The following is a 21360-nucleotide window of genomic DNA, read 5'->3' as shown; positions in this document are numbered from 1 at the left end:
GAAATCATCTCGTTTCTCCATATTGTTTCACGGAACGCTCTTTGAATTCATCCTACCGATGCTACGAGTAACACTTATTTTCATATAATGGTGTAAAAAAAATCTAAAAATAGTGCCACCCAACTTTCCCTCGGTGGCACTATGTAAATACACATTCTATTCTTATGGGTTTAGCTCCATCCAGCTTCCCGCATGGTGAACGGCAATCCCTTTGAAACCAGGGGAACCCGCATAATGGTTACTTACGGCTTTTAGTTCCCCATTCATGAAGGCTTCTCCTTCCTCAAAAAAGGTAATCCCTTCACCTTCGTCTGTTTGCCCTGTTTCCACTCCAATGACAAGTGATTTGCCATATTGCCCTGCAAGATTGATTTCATTCTCAACAATATCCATAATCATTGAGGCCCCGTCGCGATAAGCCATAATGGTTACACTATCGGTATTAGCAATGACCCACTCAGCCAGCATTCCTTTTCCATACGTATTACGATAAATAATCTCATCAAACCAGAATGGCATGTCTGCCTCAAGCGGAAGATTCATGCCAGAAGCATCCGTTTTCGCTTTGGACAATAGTGCTTGATACGATTTAATGGTTGCGGCTTGATTGGTTGTCCATCCATTGTATAAATAAGGTTCTACATCTAAATGAATACCGGCAAACTTTTGTTCCGACGTTGACCCATTTTGATAATTTTTAAGCCAATTAAACAGCTTGTTTTGATTGGTCGTTCCTTTAGGCGCTACCCAGTCTGGTGCCCCGTCAAGCGCATATATTTCTATTCCCTTTGCAGAAGCAAGGGTAATAAAACTCTGATAGATTTTCATTGGAATCTCGCGGTCAATCTGAACGTACACTTTGTTTACCTGCTTGCTTTCGAGAAACGCTAATGTTCCTTCCTCATCATTCACAATCATCCACGGATTCCATAGCCATGTCGCCCGATCCGCAGAAGAGGCTGCATTCACGTTCAAACCTAATCCCCCAAGCACCAAAATAAATAACAGTAACACCGCTGCTTTTTTCATAGAGAAGACCTCCCATTCTATTAGCCGAGGCCCATAGAACGAGAACCCGGCAACCTGACAACCATACACTCCTGAAAGAAGCGGTTAGGCTCACGGCTTTGCGTCCTTCCCTTTCGGTAAAGTTTGCCTTTATCATCTTATCTCGATTATACCTTACCATGGGATTTATTTACTATATTAATATGACAAGAATGAACCAGAATCTTTGAAAGACTAGGACGGCTTTCACGTTTCAAAAAAGCCTTTTTATCCCTAATAGGCGAAACAGTATCACTGTTTCAGCATTTCATTTTTTATAGTACTTCTCACCGGACAAGATTCGCATTTTAATACTATAATAATAGGAATAATGATTATGAGAAATCTTTGGAGTGGAATCTATGCTCGATGAATTATTTGTATACATCCTTGCTGTCAGCATTGCCAGCATTTTAAGTTTTTTGTTGTTTTTATATGCCCAATTTCGTCTGAAAGATGCTCCTGGTGCGCATCCGTATATGTTAGCCACTCTTTTTTCAGCTGTTTTCACGTTTTCCTATGCATTGGAATTATCAAGCACTTCACTGGAAAGAATGATATTTTGGCTGAATATTGAGTACCTTGTATTGCCGTTTATCCCAGTATTTATCTTCTTGATGTGCTTAGAATATACTGGTCTAAAATTAAAACAAAGGAAACGCCTTCTCTTATTTATTGTTCCTATTATTACTATCTTTATCCATGGAACAAATGAGCTTCACCGCTTATATTACACCTCAATCCAGCTAAATAATGACGGCCCATTCCCAACGTTAAAGTTAGAACATGGTCCTTGGTTTTACGTTCATTCATTATTTCTTTTTATGTGTTTAATGATGAGCGTCATTGTCTTACTCTCGCAATTAAAAAAAGCAGCCTCCTTTCGGTTTCGTATGCAGATTATTTTAATGACAGCTGGAATTCTTACCCCTATCATAGCAAACTATTATTATGTAAATGGCCTGAGCCCACATGGTATTGATTTAGGACCCGTATCCATGAGTATATCTTTTCTCTTCCATGGCGCAGCGCTTGTATCCTACCAAATGTTCAATGTCACACCCATTGCTCGGGATACTGTATTTGAAAAGATGAAAAATGGGGTAATCGTATTAAATCAAAACGGAATGATTGTTGATTATAACGATGCAATGTTGGCCATCATTCCTGCATTAAACTCTCAATCTATTGGAAAATCTATCGTTGATGCGGTTGGAAAAACAGGACCGCTTGCCGAGATTTTCATGCTAGAGAGGGAATGCGATTACGAAATCTGCCGTGATGAAGAAAGAGTTTATTTTCAAATTCAGTTTTCGACGGTAACAAATAAAAACAACTATGAAATTGGGAAGATTATAACATTTGTAGATGTAACAGAAAAAGTGGATCTGCAGAAGAAATTAAAGACACTAGCGAGCATCGACGGGTTATCACAGGTATATAATCGTACCTTTTTCATGCAGGAATCTGAGAGAGTTATTGGCTCCCTTAACGGAAGAGATGTTTCCATCATTATGTTTGATATCGACCACTTTAAAAAGATTAACGATACATTTGGCCATGAGGCCGGCGATAAGGTTTTAACTCACATCGCCAGTACAGCAAAGGAAAGTCTCCGAACCAATGATATTATGGGTCGATATGGCGGCGAAGAGTTTATTATTTGCTTGCCGGATACATCATTAACCGAAGCCTATGAACTGGCTCAATCCATTCGTGTGAGGATTTCCCAGCATAGCACCACTTATTATAATGACGAAATTTATGTAACATCGAGTTTCGGTATTTCCTCAGCGCTGATAAGAAAAGAAGATAGCCATAACACACTAGAAGTTCTAATCAGAGAAGCAGATCAGGCACTCTATGAATCTAAAAGCAAGGGGAGAAACTACGTTGCTATTTATGAGGACATTTAGAATACTAGGGTGCATTTCATGGTCAGAAAAATGAGGAGGATGGTTCTGACAGGACGAGGGCTTTTCAGCTCAATTCTGTCAGAATCAGGGGTGGACTCTGACTAGACCCGGGACTTTCACCGCTTTTCTGTCAGAATCAGAGCTCCATTCTGACTAGACCCGGGACTTTCACCGCTTTTCTGTCAGAATCAGAGCTCCATTCTGACTAGACCGGGGATTTCCACCGCTTTCCTGTCAGAATGATAACCCGATTCTGACAGAGCACTTCTTTTTCAATGCTCCCAAAACCACGCATCCAGAAAAACAGAATCAGCCACCCAGCTAAGCTTCACACTTTTTTTCAAAAATCTCATACCTCTATAGGGCATCTCGTTACAGTGTCCGAAAATAAATCCGAAGAACAAACCAGCCTTCTTCCAGCTCTGCATCCATCTGCCCATTCATCTTTTCCACTAACTTTTTAGACAAATAGAGGCCTAATCCGCTCGCTTACACCCCCGTTTGCTGCTTGCACATTCAAGTTCTCCCAAGCTGTTAACTCTGGATAAAGTGCCGGCGTTTCAATCGATTGACCCATTTTTCTTCGCGCATGCTGCAAACCTTTCACGCCTGTTTCCCCAAACAGCTCGATATTCCCCTCGTCGATGGTGATTAACCCCATAATCGTGCGCATGATGGATGGAAAAATCTAAACGGAAATTGGTATTACTATAGCAATGGGTCAGTCGTTAAAGGTTGGAAAAATTTAACTAACACATGGTACTTCTTTAACAGAAATGGTGTGATGAAAACCGGCTGGATTTTTGATGGTACCTGGTATTATTTACATTCGGATGGATCTATGGCTACTGGATGGATTTATGATGGATTGGCTTGGTATTACTTAAAATCAGACGGTTCTATGGCTACCGGTTGGATACATGATGGCACCGCTTGGTATTACTTAACACCTTCGATGGCCAGCGGATGGATTTATGATGGATTGGCTTGGTATTATTTATCGCCTTCTATGGCTGCAAATGTCACGGTAGATGGATATGTTATTGGAAGCGATGGTTTAATCATTGGGTATGAAGGGTAATCACTCGTATCAACGCTGGTGGAAAATATAGACTGCTCCCTCACACTAGTTATAATGAAGAACAAAAAGATATGGTCAGTAAAGGAAAGTTCTATGGGATTCTACATCCCTACAGAACTTTCCTTTATTTTTTTTGACTAGAACCAGGAACCTGTCCTCATGGTCCTTTCCGCCTTTTTATTAGAAGCATTACGGTATCGTTTGATTTTCTCTCGGAGAAAGCGCACAAAAAAGCAATCCCTTTAGAGATTAAACTCCACAGTGATTGCTTAACAGAATCATTGAAATGGCAAAACTGTCCGCACATTTCAAAAACCTTTAACAAACATATATATGCAGCAAATATTAATCTTTGACCATGTTTTGATAAAAAGTACAGTGAATTTAGAAAATTTATTTTTAGCATTGACCTGTGGATATGTTTTACATATAATTTGCATTAAGGAAACTTTTTTAGGGTTAGCTAATTTTTTTAGGACAATGAAACATTTCAGGTGAACAAGTCTTAAACACTAACAAATATGTTTTGGTAATATTATTGATCTTGGCTAAATGCTATTATCCCCCCTATAAAAATGAGGAATAAGGAGAGAAATTAATGATGAATCCGGCAATCAATATCAAAGATCTTCATGTTTCCTATTATGGAAATGATGCCGTAAAAGGAGTTAGCCTATCCGTTGAAACGGGGAATTTAGTTGGAATTATCGGCCCTAACGGTGCGGGGAAATCAACTTTTTTAAAAGCCATGTTAAACCTCATCCCTATTGATAAAGGTGAGATAAAAGTTTTAGGAAAAACCATTAAAGAGGTTAGGAAACAGATTGCTTATGTTCCCCAACGAAATGATATTGATTGGGATTTCCCCATAACAGTACTTGATGTCGTACTACTTGGAACCTATCCGCATTTAAAATGGTTTCGCCGGCCGAGAAAAGAGCAAAAAGACTGGGCGCTTCAATGTCTTCAACGAGTAGGAATGAAAGAGTTTAGTAAAAGACAGATTGGTGAACTTTCTGGCGGTCAACAACAACGTGTCTTTCTTGCAAGAGCACTCGCCCAAAAAGCCGATTTGTTTTTTCTCGATGAGCCATTTGTCGGCGTCGATGTGACTAGTGAAGAAACCATTGTTCATATCTTAAAAGATCTTTGCCGGCAAGGAAAAACGGTGATTGTGGTTCACCATGATCTTAGTAAAGCAAATGATTATTTCCATCAACTAATCTTATTGAATAAAGAATTAATTAGTTTCGGTTCGGTTGCTGAGGTCTTTAAGCCAGAAGTGATTGAAAAAGCTTATAAAGGACAATTTGCTTTTATGAATGAGATGGGAGTGTCGTTGTAATGGTCTTTATTGAAGCAGTTATGGAGTATGGCTTTTTACAAAAAGCGTTATTAACTTCGACTATGGTAGGGGTTATCTGTGGAGTCATTGGTTGTTTCATCATACTGAGGGGAATGGCTCTTATGGGAGATGCGATATCACATGCGGTTCTTCCAGGGGTCGCAATATCCTACATGTTAGGGATTAATTTCTTTTTTGGAGCCGTGTTTAGTGGGGTACTAACAGCCATAGCGATTGGATTTGTTACCCAAAACAGTCGAATTAAACATGATACATCGATTGGCATTATGTTCACAGCAGCTTTTGCTTCAGGAATTATTATTATTACCTTGCTAAAAAGCAGTACAGATTTATACCATATCTTATTTGGTAATGTGCTAGCAGTAAGATCTTCCGATATGTGGATTACACTAGCGATTGGAATGATCGTTTTACTAGCCGTCTATCTTTTTTATAAAGAACTGCTCGTTACTTCTTTTGACGAAACGATGGGAGCTGCCTATGGGTTACCCGTCCGATTGATTCACTATTTCCTTATGACCTTATTAACAATGGTAACCGTTGCTTCCTTGCAGACAGTGGGAATTGTCTTAGTTGTCGCCATGTTAATCACCCCTGCCGCTGCAGCATATCTGTTAACGGAACGTCTATGGGTCATGATTTTTCTAGCGGCAGGAATTGGCGTCCTTTCATCCATCATTGGTCTATACTTTAGTTTCACCTATAACTTAGCTTCAGGAGCCACCATCGTACTTGCGGCAACGTTTATTTTCATTCTCGTTTTCTTACTCTCCCCTAAACATGGACTCATTTGGAAAACACTAAAAGTAAAAAAGAAAAGAGCTTCATTAACTTAAGATTATTTTTTTAAAATGAGGAGGAAAATAAATTGATTAAAAAGAGTTTACTTGTTTTGTCGGCAGCATTCATGGCCATTTTCTTATTAGCAGCATGCAGTGGTAAAACAGAAAGAAGCAGTTCTTCCACAAACGGAAAGGAACAAAAAATTCAAGTAGTGACGACCTATTCGATTGTGTATGACATTGTGAAAAATGTTGGTGGTGATTTAGTTGAGATTCATAGTTTAGCACCTATTGGATCAAACCCGCATGAATATGATCCACTGCCAGTTGATATTCAAAAAGCAACAGACGCCGATGCTATTTTTTATAATGGTTTAAATTTAGAAGCGGGAAATTCATGGTTTGATCGTTTATTGGAAACAGCAGGTAAGGATGACAAGGATGCTCCTGTATTCCTTATGAGTAAAGGGGTTGAACCAATGTATTTAACCTCAAAAGGGAACGAGGGCGAAGAAGACCCTCATGCTTGGCTCGACATTAGAAATGGAATAAAATACGCGGAAAATGCTAGAGACGGGTTAATAAAAGTCGATCCTGATAACGCAGATGTGTATAAGAAAAATGCAGATGAATATATTACTAAGCTTCAAGAACTTCATGACAAAGCTGTAGAGGAATTTAGTAAGATTCCAGAAGAAGAACGTGTTCTAGTCACAAGCGAAGGCGCCTTTAAATATTTCAGCGCTGCCTATGGATTCCAAGCAGAATATATTTGGGAGATCAACCAAGAAAATCAAGGAACCCCCGATCAAATTACTAGAATTGTAAATCTTATTAATGAAAAAGGGATTAAGGGATTATTCTTAGAAACTAGTATCGATGCACGCAGTATGGAGGCTGTATCTGCTGAGACAGGTGTTCCGATTATAGGGAAGATATTTACTGATTCTTTAGGAAAACCCGGCGAAGATGGTGATACGTATATCAATATGATGAAATGGAATATGAAGACAATTAAAGAAGGCTTATCTAAGTAAGCTTCGCAAACATATGACTCTCTTTAGTGAATGAAAGGCACCTCTTCATATAGGGGTGTCTTTCATTCATAACTCCCAAAGGAACCGTCTATAACCTATAGCTAGATAATGGAACCATTCGAAATTTAAAGTAGAAACCTTTCGCATTCGAATGGCCCCCATTCTCAGTTTAATAGACCTGCCATTTTAGACAATTTAGCTATATGTAGGTAAAACCCCCATTTCACTGCCGAATCATACCGTAATCTAACCTCCGAGATGTTATAATAGAATAAGTATCATAACCTTCAGAATATTATCTAAACAAAGGATAAAATCAAATATTACTATTTATAACTTTCCAACGTAAGGGGGATTCATATGTCAATCAAAGCAACCGGGATCACCTTTAGTGATTTATTTGGTGTCGATCAAGAGAAAGATAATTTCTTGCAGTCGCATCAAATGTTTGTGTCCAGTGCGAATGCTTGGGGCGCCTTAATAAAGGATTTAATTCTGGCCCTTGGAATTGAACGAGCCAAACGCTTTTTACTGCGTTACGGTTATCAATGCGGTCTCCATGAAGCCATCATGTTAAAAGATATGTTTAATTGGGAAAACAAGAAAGAATGGATTATGGGCGGTGTCACGATGCATAATCTTTCTGGAAGAGCCTCCTCTGTCCCAATCAAAACCCATATAGACCCAGATAAAGGTGAATTCGATGTAGAAGGATTTTGGCATGACTCCTATGAAGCCAAGCAATATTTAGAACACTTCCCTCCCCATTCTGAAGCGGTTTGCTATTTCTTAGAAGGCTATGCCAGCGGCTATTGCAGCACTTCCTTTGGAAAAAAGATTGTTTTTAAAGAAGTCGAATGTATCGGTAAAGGGGATTCTCATTGCCACTTCATCGGCAAAACACTTGATGCATGGGGAGACGAAATTTCAAGTGATCTAGTGGATTATGCTCGAGCAGATATTGGCGATGAGCTTGACCGGGCCCATAAGCGGATTGAAAAACAAAGCGAGATATTAAAACAAGGAAATATTTTAGGAAATCAATTAACCGAAATTGTTCTTCAAGGGAAAGGTCTTGAATCAATCGCTCAAACGCTTGGAAGAAGTTTGAAATGCGGGATTGTCTTCTCGAATAAATATTTCGAAACGATCACGGAGTACGGCGATGTGTACGATTATTCATTAAAAAAGATTATCGAAAACAGAAACAACCTTCCCTCCCATGATCGTCATAAAGTGAACGCATTGATTGAAAATCGGAAAACGATTCAACTGGGTTCTCTTGAAAGTCTGGAATTTACACATTATCCGTTAATTACACCGATTATCGTTCAGAATAATGTGTATGGCTATATATCCATCATTAAAGATTCCAAGGAAATTGAAGAGCTTGAAGCTTCCTTTATTGAAAGAGCAGCCAATATTTGTGCCCTTCATATCCTCAATGAAAAAACAGCCATTGATACAGAGCAACGGATGAAAGGAGAATTGCTGGACGAACTTTTACTTCAGCCCAAAATAGATGAAAATATTACAAATAAGCTTTCTCTGTTAGGCTATAATCTTGCTGAGCCAAAATATGTATTCCTGTTTCAGTTGCAAAATCAGCAGGATGATGAATCATTAAATGAAGAAAAGGAATTTATCATCAATAACCTGCGGAAGCATTCCACTGCCGCACATGAACAAATATTGGTTTCTCATTCCTTTGGTCGAATTCAGGCCCTTGTTCCAGAAAGTCTATTACAAGCGTTCAAAGGAAGTGCGATTTCTTTTGGAAAAACGATTTTGGAACAATTTTCATCACAGTTTCCGTCCATATCCCTATTAATTGGGATTAGCAATATTTGCACAAATATCCAGCAGATTCACGTTCACTATAAACAAGCGAAAAAAGCTTTAGAAATCTCCCAAATCAATGGACAGAAACAAAGAGTGATATTATTTTCCGATATTGGCCATATTTCCATTTTATTAGACGCTCGAAATCCAGAAGAGTTGGAAGCATATGCAGATAGAATATTAGGAGATATCCTTGAACACGATATAACGAAGTCAACCGAACTCATTAAAACGCTTTATTTATATTTAAATAACGACTGTAATCTCCATAAAACCGCACGCAGTATGAACCTATCCATTGGAGGCATGCGTTATCGGCTGACCAATTTAAAAGAAAAGTTTCACATCGATATGACGAATTACAATACACGCCGCGAAGTTCAAATGGCTTTGGATATCTACTTAGCCTTCGGAAAGTTCGACGGAACAAGCGAACAGGTTTGACCCAACATAGAAAACCCGAATGAGAACTCCAACCAGGATCATTCGGGTTTTTACTTAATTTTATAGACTGTGTTAAAGCACTATGTTGATAAAGCCAGATTTTTGACTCATTCGTGTGAAATGAACATTTCACACGCCTTTCAGCTATGCTGAAAGGTTGCTGTATTGTCATGAAGTGGTAGGAGAAAATGCATTTTCTCCTACCACTTCATGACAATACAGCTTAAATGAGTCAAAAATCAACAATACCCTTTAACAAAGCCATTTTATAAAAGAAGCACATAAGCAATCAGATCGACTGCAAGAATCAAACAAACAGCAAAGCCTAGATTCCAGCGGACTAATTTGATTGGATGGATTCCTAAAATACTCGTCATCATGGACGAAACGACATTGAACGGATTCACCATCAACAAGGCTAATAAGGTAGCAATCAGTAAGAAGGCAAGGCCATTTTCATTCCCTACAAAGAACGGGTTGAGAATATTCGCTAATAAAACAATCAAGACAACCGCATGGATACCTAAATAAGATAAAAACCAAAGCATTAACGATACGAATATGCAGAAAATAAGCAAGTGCATATAATTAAACTGCGCCACTAAGATTCGGTTTAATAATTCAGAGATAGGAGATTTTTGAACCATGGTCAGAAAAAAGCTGGCCGATAAAAATAATAAATTGAAGTTTGCCATTTTTTCCACCCCTTCAGGCCATGTTCGCTTTAAACGCCGCAGCAATAAGGGAAGTTTTCGAATACATACACTCCAAACCAACGAGAAAGGTGCCAAAATAAAAATGATTGAAATCAGCATGCCATAACCAAATAAGCGATTCACAAGAACGACCGCCCCAAACAATAGCAGAATGGCAATAAGTAACTGCAAGGATTTCTTTATTTCTTTTCTCGGAAATTCAATGAATGGCTCGACTTGATCCTGATGAATGGAAAGATTATATTTTCTTCTTTGTAAAAGCCAATCGCTGATTAAAAAGAGCAAACTCATTCCCAGCAGGATGGGCAAAATCACCTCATAATCCGCATTGGTCGCATCTACGCCAATGAGCACAACCATTTCTATCGGACTCCAAAATAGAGCAAGGGCAAATGGACGAATCATGGAGCTGTTCAAGAAGCGCTGTCTTACTTCATTGACCACCACAGGAATCCTTTTTCCAAAACTATGTGCTCCAATCGGAATCGCTGCAATCGCCAAAAACACACTTAATATATAGACTCCAAGCGATGTGCGGCAATAAACACCGTGCACGGTTTGGACACGATAATGAAGCAGTTTATTCATCGATTTATCATACCTGCCCACTCGAATCATGCTTTGGATAAAGGGCAACACAACAAACAACCCAAGGATTCCAGCCATTTGATGAAAAGCAGTCAGCAATAATTCCAAACTGAACGATGAATAGGACCATAACCCTAGACCGATAACTAAAAAGATTGTTCCAACCGTACTATATAATCGATTGGCTTGCCTGTACGAAAGCAAAATGGAAAGAATCGAGAAGATCATAATCAATAGATCCAATACAAACACACTTAAAAACAAATTCAAAATATACAAAATCGGAACGGCTGCATAGACAAACACCTTCATAAGCATCCTTCTCTCAACAAACTTTAAGGTTTAATAAAAGGGCTTTGTTTATTAACATGGTTGATTTTTGACTCATCTAAAGCTGTATGGTTAGGAAGTGAAAGGAGAAAATGCATTTTCTCCTTTCACTTCCTAACCATACAGCAACCTTTCAGCATAGCTGAAAGGCGTGAGAAATAGACATTTCTCACGGATGAGTCAAAAATCAGGATTAACCACATTGTTTGCTAACAAAGCTAATAAAAAAACTCCGGGATTAACCGGAGATTTTTTTGAACCTCTTACGATTTCATTAAACCTGTTAACCAAGTAGCAAGTGATGGGAAAGCAATAATAAGAGTAATTAACAGTAAATTCATAGCAATAAACGGTAAAATGGCTTTATAAATTTGACCCATCGAATACTGAGGCGCCGCGGCCTTCATGGCAAACAAGTCCATTCCAAATGGCGGTGTCATCGTTGCCATCTGCATGTTAATTAGGAAGATTACACAGAACCAAATAGGATCAATTCCCATTGCACCTACAATTGGCATTACGACTGGCAATGTCATCATCATAATGGACATTGGTTCAAGGAAACAACCAAGAACAATTAATACGAGTTGAATGAGAATAATTAACATGATTGGAGTTAAGTCCATAGTCGAAACCGTTTGAACCAACCCTTGTGTAACCCCTGTGAAACTCAAAATTTGACTGAATGTAGTCGATCCAACCATAATCATTAAGATCATAACCGTCATTCTTGCCGTACCAGTTAAAGATTCCCACAGCAATTTCCACGTAAACTTACGATAAGCAATCGCCATAACCGTTGTTCCTGCCGCACCAAGCACGGCCGATTGAGTCGGTGTAGCAATCCCAAGAATAATCACACCTAGTACTAAGAAGACAATAAAACTAAGGGGAAAAATATACTTAAAGAAATCCGTAATCTTTTCCTTCATACTATAAGTTTCTACTTCATACGAAGGCGCTAAATCAGGTTGAAGTGTACAACGAATGATAATGTAGGTTAAAAAGATAAGGGCAAGAATAATTCCTGGAATAACAATCGCTACTAGGAATGTTCCAACAGGCACCCCAGCGAGTGTTGCCATTAAAACTCCAAGAGCAGTAGGCGGAATTAAGATAGCAAGTCCCGCACTGCCCGTAATAGGGCCTAGAGACATCGAAGACTTATAACGATGTTTTTCCATCTCTGGAACAAGCAGGGAACCAAGCAGGGATGTGGTAGCAACACTTGAACCACAAAGAATGGCAAATAAAGTCCCGCTTCCGACCGCCAAAATACTTAATCTTCCCGGTATTCTTCCCATCCATTTTCCTAAGGCATTAAATACTTGCGCACCAATTCCGGTTCTAAACATGATTTCACCCATAAAGAGGAACATCGGAATCGCTAACAGTGAAAATAAGGAGACCGATTTAAACATGTTTAATGGCAATTGCTGCAGCCCGGATACTCCGCCCCATAGGAGGTAAACACCGATAATATCAATGATTAAAAAGGAAAATATAATGGGAATTCCCAGTGCAAATAAGACGATTAATGCTAAAAAGATGATAGGTAAAACGATATACCATTCCACAGTGCTCTAACCTCCAATCTTGATTGACTTTGTTAGTTCTAGCTTTTCAAAGCCTTAAAATTCTTTATATGTTGGATAGAGCGACGAAGAAGCTGTATGGCAAGTAAGGAAAATCCGACAGGAATGGCAGCGATTAATGGCCATCTCGGCCATTGAAGGACGGATTCAAACAAGGCTCCCTTTTCGTAAAGACTCATAACCACCTCTATACCGGACCATACGATGACTAAGGAGACGAGTAAACATACAAGTGAACCAAAGATTTCAAATACAGACCTCACTTTCTGCGGTAACTTCTCAATGACCATCTCAAACCGCAGATGCCCTTCCTCTCTCATCAGCCATCCAGACCCTAAGAAAGCAATAAAGGCTAACGCATATTCAGAAACCTCCAATGCCCACTTTAACGGGGCATTGAAGAAGTATGTCATGATAACATCTAAAATAATAATCACGATTAAAAGTGACATGAGCACATTTACGATTGCTAGACAAATATCAAACAACCAATCTAACACATTCTTTTTCTCATTTGCCATTGGCTCACACACCCTTTATTCGCTTAATTTGCGCAGGTTATCCACCTCATCAGGAATTTCTGTTTTTAAATAATCCCACTCCACATCATAAGCTTTATCTGTTAGTTCCTTAGCATCTGCCTCAGGTAATGTAATGAACTCTACATCAGCCTCTGCTAATACTTCTCTTTCTTTCTCTTCTGCTTTCGTATGGAAATCTACCATATAACGTTCAAACTCTTCCACTGCTGCTATAAGTGCTTGCTGATTTTCCTCAGAAAGACCATCCCATTTATCAGGGTTCATTACGATTGAAGTATTAGAGTTCCAGAATGGATGATCTAGTACATACTTAGTTGAATCTGTCCATCCGTTTTTATGCGGACCGCTGATACCGCCAAATACAAAGCCTTCTACTACACCAGTTTGTAAGGATGTATACACTTCACTTGGATCAATCATAACAGCATTAATTCCTAGACTTTCGAAGAATCTTGTATAATTTCCTGTTGCTCTAATTTTTGTACCCTTTAAATCCGCTAAGCTTTCAATTGGCTTATTCAACCAAATTTGCGGCGAGGTATTTAACCAACGGCCAATGTAAATCATGTCGATTTCTTTATGTTCTTCTAGCATTGCCTCATAAAATCCATTTTCTCTTTCTTCCCAAGGCTGTAATTTAGATAACGGCATCGCTTGTACAGCACGGTTTTGTGATTCATATTGACCTGTATGGCCAAAAACCATGTCAATAACACCCGTTTGCACAGCATTTGCCTGTTCACCCACAGGAATGATATCTGCTCCGCCGCGCCAATTAATTGTAATCTGTCCGTCTGACTTTTCTTCCACTAATTTAATATATTCATTGACAGGCTCGATTAATGGATCATCCTTTGCTAAGAAGCTTACTGCATTAATCGTGATCGCATCGCCGGAACCGCCGGAACTCTCTGATGACGAAGAGGACGAATTGGAAGAACATGCTGCAAGCATACATACTGCTGATACTACGGCCAATCTGCTAAATAACTTTTTCATAATCTAATGACCCCCTCTGTTTCTTTTCATGTAATAATCAAATTCGCCCCGTCGAATTTGCGCCCGGATTTTTATCGAGCTCGCTCGATAAATTACCTTAAAAAATCCGAGGCATCCGCCGGAGGCTTAACTTCATTCAGCCGGAGTTTGAACCCCACTGAATCGGAGAGCTTTTTGTATTCATCCCCCACTTATAGAAGTGTAGGATGAATACTGAATGAAGTTAAAAATGAATAACTCACCCGTTTTTTGTGTTACTTTTCTTGTGTACTACCGCCTCCTGTATCGTCGTTATTCATTGTTTATTCTTAATTTTAACGTTATTACTATAGTAATGATGTAAAATAGTTTACATTTTTGAATTATTTTAAAGAATCTTGTAATTATATTCAATATTTAGAATATTTATCTTGATCATTTGCTATATAACTCCAACTTATTACATTGACAGAGGAATTTCTTTTCTATCATGTACGGGTAGTAAACATGGTTCTTCCGTTAGATAGTTGACTCATCCGTGTGAAAGGTTGCGATATGGTCATGAAATGGGAGGAGAAAACTCGGTTTCTCCTCCCGTTTCATGACCATATCGCTTAAATGAGTCAAATATCCACTAGTATATGTCGAAATATTAAAAAGGACATATCTAGATGGCATTCATCCTACTATATCCATCGAGAGCTCGTTTATTTTTAATGGTAATAACTTTATTTTCCGTCTCAATAATTCCAGAATGGTTCCATTTTTTTAGAACCTTATTCAAGGTCATTCTTGTAAGCCCCGTATGTTCTGATAATTCCTTTTGTTTAATAGCGATTCGATGATCATGATAATGCTCGCTAAGTTCCAACAGAGTATAGGCGATTTGCTGCTCAGCTGTTTCCAAAAAACTTGTTTCTGTCATTTTGGCCATTTTGTGTAAGAGGGAATTCAAAATAATCATGATGGACTCATCAAAATCTCTAAATAATGATTTAATGTCCTGAACAGTGAAATAGTAAACGACCGAATCTTCTAATGTTATCGCGGTGGTAATAGCTGGGGCGTTAATTAAAGCAAATTCACCGAAAAAGTTTCCTGAACCAATCATATTAATATTCTTCACATTCCCCTGATTTGAACTGGATTTAATTTGAACAAGCCCCTTTTCAACCCAATAGACCCCATCCAACATATCTCCTTGATTATAGATGGTTGAGTCCTTTTTCAAGAAGATACGTTTCCCATGTGATAGAAATCGATCCCATTTTAGAGAATTTGTTTGAATGAATTCTGTTATCATATGATTTCCCCTTCCCTATATGATCCTTTATGCCTCAATAGTGATACGTGATCACAAATATGCGATTTAAAAGCTTTAGTAAAAATAACAACTAGAGCAGAAACTAAACTATATTTTTCTTGTATAGAATTTTCTTTGTATATTATCAATCTTTTTTATAATTATATAGTAGTTTCTGTTATAATTGAACTATTAATTTATAATATTCTAAATTTATAGACATATCTTTTCCCCATTACAATGTCATAATAGGAACGAAATGACATTTGTGATCACAAAACACAACAGTAGGTGGGCACAATGAAAAAAATGATAAAGAAAGTACCATCGATTAACAATCAAATCTATCAACTGCTTCGGGATGAAATTAGTTTGGGGGAGATTGCTCCAGGTGCAAAAATAACGTTAAGAGAAATGGCTGATAAGTTTGGAGTCAGTACAACGCCTGTCAGAGAGGCCATACGAAGGTTGCAAGCAGAAAACTTCCTTAAGGTAGAACAGCGATACATTTCGATTCCTAAATTATCGAAGCTCGAAGTGATGCAGCTATTTACCATTCGCGAAAAGCTAGAATCACTTGCTTTAGAATGGGCTGTACCCCATATCAGACCGGTAGATGTGCAAAGTTTACGTTTAATCCTTAAACACATGGATCACCATTCTATCTCGAACAGTCAATGGCAGCAATTAAACAGAACCTTTCATCTGCAAATCTATCAGTATGCGAATTCTCCAAAGCTCTATAGCACCATTGAAAATGTTTGGGACTCAGTTAATCCATACCTGCATATTTATACGAATGAGGAGGGATTTTCCAAAACAAGTCAGATTCAACATTATAAAATGCTGGATTTAATAGAAGAAAAAAAGGTAGAAGAACTCATTCAATTATTAATCCATCATTTTGACGGTACACGTCAATTAATTATGAATGCATTGGAAAAGGACTTTTATTAACCTTTGTTTTTTCTGTTAATGTACTTTATTGCCAACCAAAAACGATTCTATTGCTTTTACCTAAAAACAATAGAATCGTTTTTGATTGATGATTGTGCCTAATGAATGCTTGTTTCATATTAGGAAGAAATATCCTAGTTTAATATCTGCTTCAAGACTCTTAGCGCATTGCCCCCTGAGATTTTCTCCAAATCTTGTATTTTATAATCCTTCTGAATCAGCCATCTAATCATATTTTTCGTCGCTTCTGATGGATTTTCTAATCCTTTTACAAAAGGAGAGCTTTCATACTCATCATTTCCATGAGATTCATGCAGCGATAACATCTGGTCGAACGCATTTTGTAAAGCCACATGGTCACCGAAAAAGGTATCCGGGCCTAATCCGACATGATCGATTCCTACTAAATCAATCATATACTCCAGATGCTCCATCACCGAATCGATGGAATGTTCATTCGGATTTCTCATCGATAGAGTGGTATTTGGGGCGGCGCAAACACCAATGATTCCCCCTTTTTCCGCACAGGCTTGCAGGACTTCATCCGATTTCATTCTTGGAGAATCCCATATCTTCCTTGCTCCTGCATGTGTAATCATAACCGGCTGCGCACTTGCTTCAATAACATCTAAACTCGTTTGATCTCCACAATGAGAAATATCTATGACCATGCCAAGACTGTTCATTCGTTCTACCACTTTTCTGCCGAATTTCGTTAAGCCAGCATCTCTTTTTTCTGTTAATCCTGAACCTAAGGTGTTGGCTTCATTGTATGTAATACCCATGCAACGAACGCCAAGTCCGTAAAGAACGTCAACTCGGTCCACTTCATTTTCTAAAATACTGGCTGCTTCTAATGAAGGCAAAATAGCGATTCGGTTTGTTCTTTTGGCTTCAAATAAGTCTTCATAGGTTTTGGCTATATAGACTGTATCTTGCTTAGCAATGTCACTGAAACGAATGCCTAATGTTAAAATGACATCATTCCATTTCAGTCCATTTTGAGAAGTAACAATTGAAATTCCATCCATAAAATTCTCGAAGATAACATCAGCGCCGGATTGACTCAGGCCTTGATAATCAAATTCCGTATGAAGCTGGCGGCAATATGGAATGATGTCTTCAGGATTCTTTGGTACAACAAACCCATGGTCGCGTAATGAAACAATAGGATAATATTTTAAAATGGTTTCATAAAATCGTTCTTGTGATTGTGTTAATTCAATATTCATTGTGCTTTGATAACGCTCTGAACCTGGAAGTTCAAAAGCCCTATAGTGTTTTCCTGGTGTTAAGTATTGAAATGATTGATATTCATTATATAATTTTGTAGTCATTTTCATCCCCACCATATTCTTGGTAAGCTTGAACTCCTCTTTTTCCAAAAATTCAAACTATAAATTTTATACTAGATGAATAAGAATAGATAATCAATTCCGTTTTCGTGCTGAAAATTATTACATTTCCGACCGATTCGTACAGTTAATGGTCACGAGTTTGAGTTCTGCGACCCGTGACCATGTTACTCATAAGACAGCTTGGCGCTTGATTAACATACATTTACCAATTGTCTTTTACTTCCCTATTTACCTAATCGTGCCTAGCCTCAAACCGATTCTCCCAGCCCGTTCAGCAGCTTTGCCTGCAAAGCCGCTCGGCTGTTGACATCCATTTTTCGATAGATATTTTTAATATGTTTATTGACCGTGTGAACACTGATAAATAATGTTTCGGAAATCTGTTTATACGTCCAGCCCTTTTTTAAATAGCAGCATATTTCATGCTCCCGCTTTGTTAACTGATGATCCACTGTCATCACATTCGGTTGATTCTCTTCCTTTTCAATAATCACTGCAAAACGGCTTTCTTTTGATAAAAATGGTTCGTGATGAGCAATGACCTTGATTGTATAGCCCTGTAAATGCAGTACCGAAGAACCAGCCAAGTTATTTCCTGCTCTAAAGAAAAGGCTTTCAATAAAACGATCAAGATTTTTAGCAGTCGAAGCTTCCTTCGACATTCTAAAGGCTGACTGGTTCATATAGATGACTTGGTACTGTTGATCAAGCAAAATAAGCCCAGTATGATTTTTATCCGCAAAGGCCTCAAGCATTTCTTTCTCTTTGCGCTGTTCTTCGTATGCTGATTCCAAATGCAACAAGTTAGAAATAATCGGGGCCAATGTTCGAAAAATCGTCCGGTCCTTCTCAGTGAAAGCTCCTTGTGACTTTGTCTTAGCTATCCCAAGAACCCCGTTAAATTGGTTGCGAGAGTGAAAGGTAACCACCATTTCATGATAGTACTTGTGTTGCTTCATAAACTCCTTATAATAATCGGAAGCTTCATATTCCTTCAGCTCGGTTACATCCTCCAACCGTAAGACAATCTCGTTCGGGAATCGATGTAAATGCTGTCTAGGGTGTAAATAATCTTGATTTTGAAAATGACCTACATAATTTTCTAAAAATTTATCACTAATATGGTGGTTAATTGGGTGTGAAAGGTTTCCATTCTGATCTATTCTCCAAAATATTGATGAATGATATCCAAAGTACTCCGATAATAAATGTTGTAATTCAGTTGTTCCCTTCTTAAAGCTCATCGATAATGTATGGATTAATCTTGTAATTTTTTCATAATCAGCTGAAGATAGATTCATTTGTAAAGCTGTCATGTTTCTCCACCTTTTCTTACATTAGTAGGTCTGCGAGGGTACTTATTACCTAAAGAACTGCTTATCTAGTCATATACTTACTTTTTAGATAATAACATTAGTCTATTAAAATTCTAAATAGATTGATAGAAATTTTTTATCATAGGAATGAAAATAATTAAAAGACTTTGTTTAAAGTATTGAAGACGCTAACCCGGCCAATTTGACCACCTTCCACTGGTGCTATCTATTGTTCTTTTCTATTTTGGCACTATGAGGTACTCATTCTAGTACCTTTTTCACCGAAAAATCACTCATTCTAGTCCTATACTAACCATCCTCTTTTTTATAAAATAACATTAATTCATCAATTTTTAAATATTTTGATAATTTTTTATATTCTATTCATTAAGAGGAGGAATAAAAATGAGTGAAAGACCTGTATTCCCTATGATGGAAAAAGAAAAGGAACAGCAGCGTGAGCTTTGGCAATGGACTGCGGCAGAAATGGTAAGCGCTATCAAATCAAGAAAAGTTTCATCAAGGGAAATCGTTCAAAGTTCATTAGACCGAATCGAAGAAATGAATCCTAAACTAAACGCTCTTGGTGAAGTATTCGCCGAAGAAGCTCTACTAGCAGCTGATCGGGCTGACCAAGCGGTTGCAGCCGGGGAAGAATTGGGACCTCTCCACGGAGTACCCATGTCCATTAAAATAAATAGTGATCAAAAAGGCAAAGCGACGACAAACGGAGTTGTTGCTTTCAAAGAAAATATAGCTGCTGAAGATGCACCGCATGTCGCGAACCTACGTAAGGCAGGAGCCATTTTTGTCGGCAGAAATAATTCACCTGCTTTCTCGTATCGCTGGTTTACGAATAACGATGTGCATGGGCTTACATTAAATCCTTGGGATCCAACAAGAACACCTGGAGGCTCAAGCGGTGGTGCTGCATCTGCTGTTGCCTCAGGGATGATGCCAATCGCGCATGGAAACGATATTGGCGGTTCCATCCGTCATCCCGCTTATGCTACAGGAATTTTCGGCCTTCGTCCAACGATGGGTCGAGTCCCAAGCTGGTACGGGGCAGCAGACCAGGATCAGCCATTATCCGTACAGACTATGCTTGCCCAGGGTCCTTTAGCAAGAACTGTAGCGGATTTGCGTTTAGGGCTTCAAGCGATGGCACCATTTGACCCTCGTGACCCAATCCATGCTTCTGTTCCGTTACTTGGTGAGCCGCTGCAAAAACCAATTCGGGTTGGCCTTCTAAAAGGCTCCAATATTGCGAAACCGGTTGAGGCGGTCGATAAAGCACTGAATGAAGCGGCTGCTAGATTAAGTGATGCCGGTTATATTGTGGAAGAAGTCGATGTGCCAATCTTTGAGGAAGCCTATAAACTCTGGTACTTATTATGTATGGAGGAGTTCCGTCAAATCATGCCGCTCGTTGAAGAAGTTGGCGACTATGGAATGAAAAAAGCAGCGGAACATTATTATGCGGTAGCAAAAGATTGGTGGGGACCCGAGCCTGGTTTAACTGAATATATGAACGGTTACGCACGCAGAGGCACACTGATTGCTGAATTACAGAAGTTTTTAGAGAAGTATCCACTTCTATTAATGCCAGTATCGGCAGAGCAGGCATTTGAACAGGATGCGGATATTGCAAGCGTTGAAAGAATGAGATCCGTGATGGCTGCCCAGTGGTCGATGATGGCCATTCCAATGCTTGGATTCCCAGCCATGTCTGTCCCAACATCCGTCGAGAACGGACTTCCAGCAGGTGTCCAATTGCTAGGAAGAAGGTTCCGTGAAGATACCCTGTTTGAGGCAGCTGAAATTTTGGAAATGCACAATACGATTCAAACACCTATTACTCCTTCTTGGTAAAAAGAACCTATACTGATCAATGGACTGTGAAGGGCAAATGATTATGTAGGCGAAAAAAGGAACAATAGGCAGGCTGTAGCTTGCTTGTTGTTCCTTTTTGTTTTGTGAGATTCGAGAATAGCTCTCAAGAACTCTTTTGCCTTGGACAGTCATTTACGTACAGATATCTCTACACAGACTTTAATACAATATTTCTGACAGCTTTGTGATTTTTGGGACTCCCCCTGTCAGAATCACACTCTCTTTCTGACAGCTTTTCCGAGTTTGGGACTCTCCCTGTCAGAATCATG

16 protein-coding genes, 1 pseudogene and 1 riboswitch are annotated in these 21360 nt (G+C 38.8%); of the genes and pseudogenes, 8 read left to right on the top strand and 9 right to left on the bottom strand.

Going from position 1 to position 21360, the window contains the following annotated elements:
• Positions 1-162: 162 nt before the first annotated feature.
• Positions 163-1029 carry an amidase gene (locus F4V44_RS00290; RefSeq protein WP_150437987.1) on the bottom strand — a complete coding sequence of 289 codons (867 nt, stop codon included), beginning with the start codon at positions 1027-1029 and terminating at the stop codon, positions 163-165.
• 45 nt (positions 1030-1074) lie between these two features.
• Positions 1075-1167, bottom strand: a riboswitch (cyclic di-GMP riboswitch).
• Between the two features lie 242 nt (positions 1168-1409).
• On the opposite strand from F4V44_RS00290, the gene F4V44_RS00285 reads away from it, so the two are divergent.
• Positions 1410-2963, top strand: coding sequence for a histidine kinase N-terminal 7TM domain-containing diguanylate cyclase (locus F4V44_RS00285; RefSeq protein ID WP_150437986.1), 1554 nt, complete (start codon positions 1410-1412; stop codon positions 2961-2963).
• 460 nt (positions 2964-3423) lie between these two features.
• Here the strand turns inward: F4V44_RS00285 and F4V44_RS00275 are convergent, their stop codons facing one another.
• Positions 3424-3636: a P-loop NTPase family protein gene (locus F4V44_RS00275; protein ID WP_223881736.1), complete on the bottom strand. Its 213-nt coding sequence runs from the start codon at positions 3634-3636 to the stop codon at positions 3424-3426.
• Positions 3637-3696: 60 nt separating this feature from the next.
• Here F4V44_RS00275 and F4V44_RS00260 point away from each other — a divergent pair.
• From F4V44_RS00260 to F4V44_RS00240, 5 genes and pseudogenes are all read left to right on the top strand, one after another.
• Positions 3697-4044 (top strand): annotated as a pseudogene (locus F4V44_RS00260) (hypothetical protein); the annotation flags it as partial.
• A 601-nt stretch (positions 4045-4645) separates the two neighbouring features.
• On the top strand, positions 4646-5389 hold the full coding sequence (locus tag F4V44_RS00255) for a metal ABC transporter ATP-binding protein (protein ID WP_150438027.1): 744 nt from the start codon (positions 4646-4648) through the stop codon (positions 5387-5389).
• Positions 5389-6246 carry a metal ABC transporter permease gene (locus tag F4V44_RS00250; RefSeq protein ID WP_150437985.1) on the top strand — a complete coding sequence of 286 codons (858 nt, stop codon included), beginning with the start codon at positions 5389-5391 and terminating at the stop codon, positions 6244-6246. The genes F4V44_RS00255 and F4V44_RS00250 overlap by 1 nt, the downstream gene beginning before the upstream one ends.
• Positions 6247-6317: 71 nt before the next feature.
• Entirely contained in the window at positions 6318-7229 is a 912-nt protein-coding gene (locus tag F4V44_RS00245; protein WP_317978288.1) for a metal ABC transporter substrate-binding protein, read from the top strand.
• Positions 7230-7589: 360 nt separating this feature from the next.
• Positions 7590-9515, top strand: coding sequence for a XylR N-terminal domain-containing protein (locus F4V44_RS00240; protein WP_150437983.1), 1926 nt, complete (start codon positions 7590-7592; stop codon positions 9513-9515).
• A 266-nt stretch (positions 9516-9781) separates the two neighbouring features.
• Here the strand turns inward: F4V44_RS00240 and F4V44_RS00235 are convergent, their stop codons facing one another.
• From F4V44_RS00235 to F4V44_RS00215, 5 genes are all read right to left on the bottom strand, one after another.
• Entirely contained in the window at positions 9782-11131 is a 1350-nt protein-coding gene (locus F4V44_RS00235) for a hypothetical protein (RefSeq protein ID WP_150437982.1), read from the bottom strand.
• Between the two features lie 281 nt (positions 11132-11412).
• A complete protein-coding gene (locus tag F4V44_RS00230) occupies positions 11413-12726 on the bottom strand; it encodes a TRAP transporter large permease (RefSeq protein WP_150437981.1) in 1314 nt (437 codons plus the stop codon).
• Between the two features lie 38 nt (positions 12727-12764).
• Positions 12765-13265, bottom strand: a complete 501-nt coding sequence (locus tag F4V44_RS00225) for a TRAP transporter small permease (protein WP_150437980.1) — start codon at positions 13263-13265, stop codon at positions 12765-12767.
• A gap of 15 nt (positions 13266-13280) precedes the next feature.
• Positions 13281-14285 (bottom strand): TRAP transporter substrate-binding protein DctP, encoded by a 1005-nt coding sequence (gene dctP, locus F4V44_RS00220; protein WP_150437979.1) that lies wholly within the window; start codon positions 14283-14285, stop codon positions 13281-13283.
• 646 nt (positions 14286-14931) lie between these two features.
• Positions 14932-15567, bottom strand: coding sequence for a Crp/Fnr family transcriptional regulator (locus tag F4V44_RS00215; RefSeq protein WP_150437978.1), 636 nt, complete (start codon positions 15565-15567; stop codon positions 14932-14934).
• Positions 15568-15867: 300 nt separating this feature from the next.
• Here F4V44_RS00215 and F4V44_RS00210 point away from each other — a divergent pair, with 300 nt between their 5' ends.
• Positions 15868-16524, top strand: coding sequence for a GntR family transcriptional regulator (locus tag F4V44_RS00210; RefSeq protein ID WP_150437977.1), 657 nt, complete (start codon positions 15868-15870; stop codon positions 16522-16524).
• A gap of 134 nt (positions 16525-16658) precedes the next feature.
• On the opposite strand, the gene F4V44_RS00205 is transcribed toward F4V44_RS00210, so the two are convergent.
• Positions 16659-17861, bottom strand: coding sequence for a dipeptidase (locus F4V44_RS00205; protein ID WP_150437976.1), 1203 nt, complete (start codon positions 17859-17861; stop codon positions 16659-16661).
• 269 nt (positions 17862-18130) lie between these two features.
• Positions 18131-19198: a helix-turn-helix domain-containing protein gene (locus F4V44_RS00200; RefSeq protein WP_150437975.1), complete on the bottom strand. Its 1068-nt coding sequence runs from the start codon at positions 19196-19198 to the stop codon at positions 18131-18133.
• Positions 19199-19603: 405 nt separating this feature from the next.
• On the opposite strand from F4V44_RS00200, the gene F4V44_RS00195 reads away from it, so the two are divergent.
• A complete protein-coding gene (locus F4V44_RS00195; RefSeq protein ID WP_150437974.1) occupies positions 19604-21070 on the top strand; it encodes an amidase family protein in 1467 nt (488 codons plus the stop codon).
• The last annotated feature ends 290 nt before the right edge of the window (positions 21071-21360 follow it).

The organism is Niallia endozanthoxylica (assembly GCF_008710145.1).
In the GTDB taxonomy this organism is placed as follows: domain Bacteria; phylum Bacillota; class Bacilli; order Bacillales; family Cytobacillaceae; genus Bacillus_BD; species Bacillus_BD endozanthoxylica.
The sequence above is the reverse complement of the archived record's forward strand: the minus strand, read 5'-3'. Positions and strand labels throughout refer to the sequence as shown.

Excerpts from the sequence above, each read along its gene's own strand:
- F4V44_RS00290 (WP_150437987.1), bottom strand. The coding sequence starts at position 1,029 with ATGAAAAAAGCAGCGGTGTTACTGTTATTTATTTTGGTGCTTGGGGGA.
- F4V44_RS00285 (WP_150437986.1), top strand. The coding sequence starts at position 1,410 with ATGCTCGATGAATTATTTGTATACATCCTTGCTGTCAGCATTGCCAGC.
- F4V44_RS00275 (WP_223881736.1), bottom strand. The coding sequence starts at position 3,636 with ATGCGCACGATTATGGGGTTAATCACCATCGACGAGGGGAATATCGAG.
- F4V44_RS00255 (WP_150438027.1), top strand. The coding sequence starts at position 4,646 with ATGAATCCGGCAATCAATATCAAAGATCTTCATGTTTCCTATTATGGA.
- F4V44_RS00250 (WP_150437985.1), top strand. The coding sequence starts at position 5,389 with ATGGTCTTTATTGAAGCAGTTATGGAGTATGGCTTTTTACAAAAAGCG.
- F4V44_RS00245 (WP_317978288.1), top strand. The coding sequence starts at position 6,318 with ATGGCCATTTTCTTATTAGCAGCATGCAGTGGTAAAACAGAAAGAAGC.
- F4V44_RS00240 (WP_150437983.1), top strand. The coding sequence starts at position 7,590 with ATGTCAATCAAAGCAACCGGGATCACCTTTAGTGATTTATTTGGTGTC.
- F4V44_RS00235 (WP_150437982.1), bottom strand. The coding sequence starts at position 11,131 with ATGAAGGTGTTTGTCTATGCAGCCGTTCCGATTTTGTATATTTTGAAT.
- F4V44_RS00225 (WP_150437980.1), bottom strand. The coding sequence starts at position 13,265 with ATGGCAAATGAGAAAAAGAATGTGTTAGATTGGTTGTTTGATATTTGT.
- dctP (WP_150437979.1), bottom strand. The coding sequence starts at position 14,285 with ATGAAAAAGTTATTTAGCAGATTGGCCGTAGTATCAGCAGTATGTATG.
- F4V44_RS00215 (WP_150437978.1), bottom strand. The coding sequence starts at position 15,567 with ATGATAACAGAATTCATTCAAACAAATTCTCTAAAATGGGATCGATTT.
- F4V44_RS00210 (WP_150437977.1), top strand. The coding sequence starts at position 15,868 with ATGAAAAAAATGATAAAGAAAGTACCATCGATTAACAATCAAATCTAT.
- F4V44_RS00205 (WP_150437976.1), bottom strand. The coding sequence starts at position 17,861 with ATGACTACAAAATTATATAATGAATATCAATCATTTCAATACTTAACA.
- F4V44_RS00200 (WP_150437975.1), bottom strand. The coding sequence starts at position 19,198 with ATGACAGCTTTACAAATGAATCTATCTTCAGCTGATTATGAAAAAATT.
- F4V44_RS00195 (WP_150437974.1), top strand. The coding sequence starts at position 19,604 with ATGAGTGAAAGACCTGTATTCCCTATGATGGAAAAAGAAAAGGAACAG.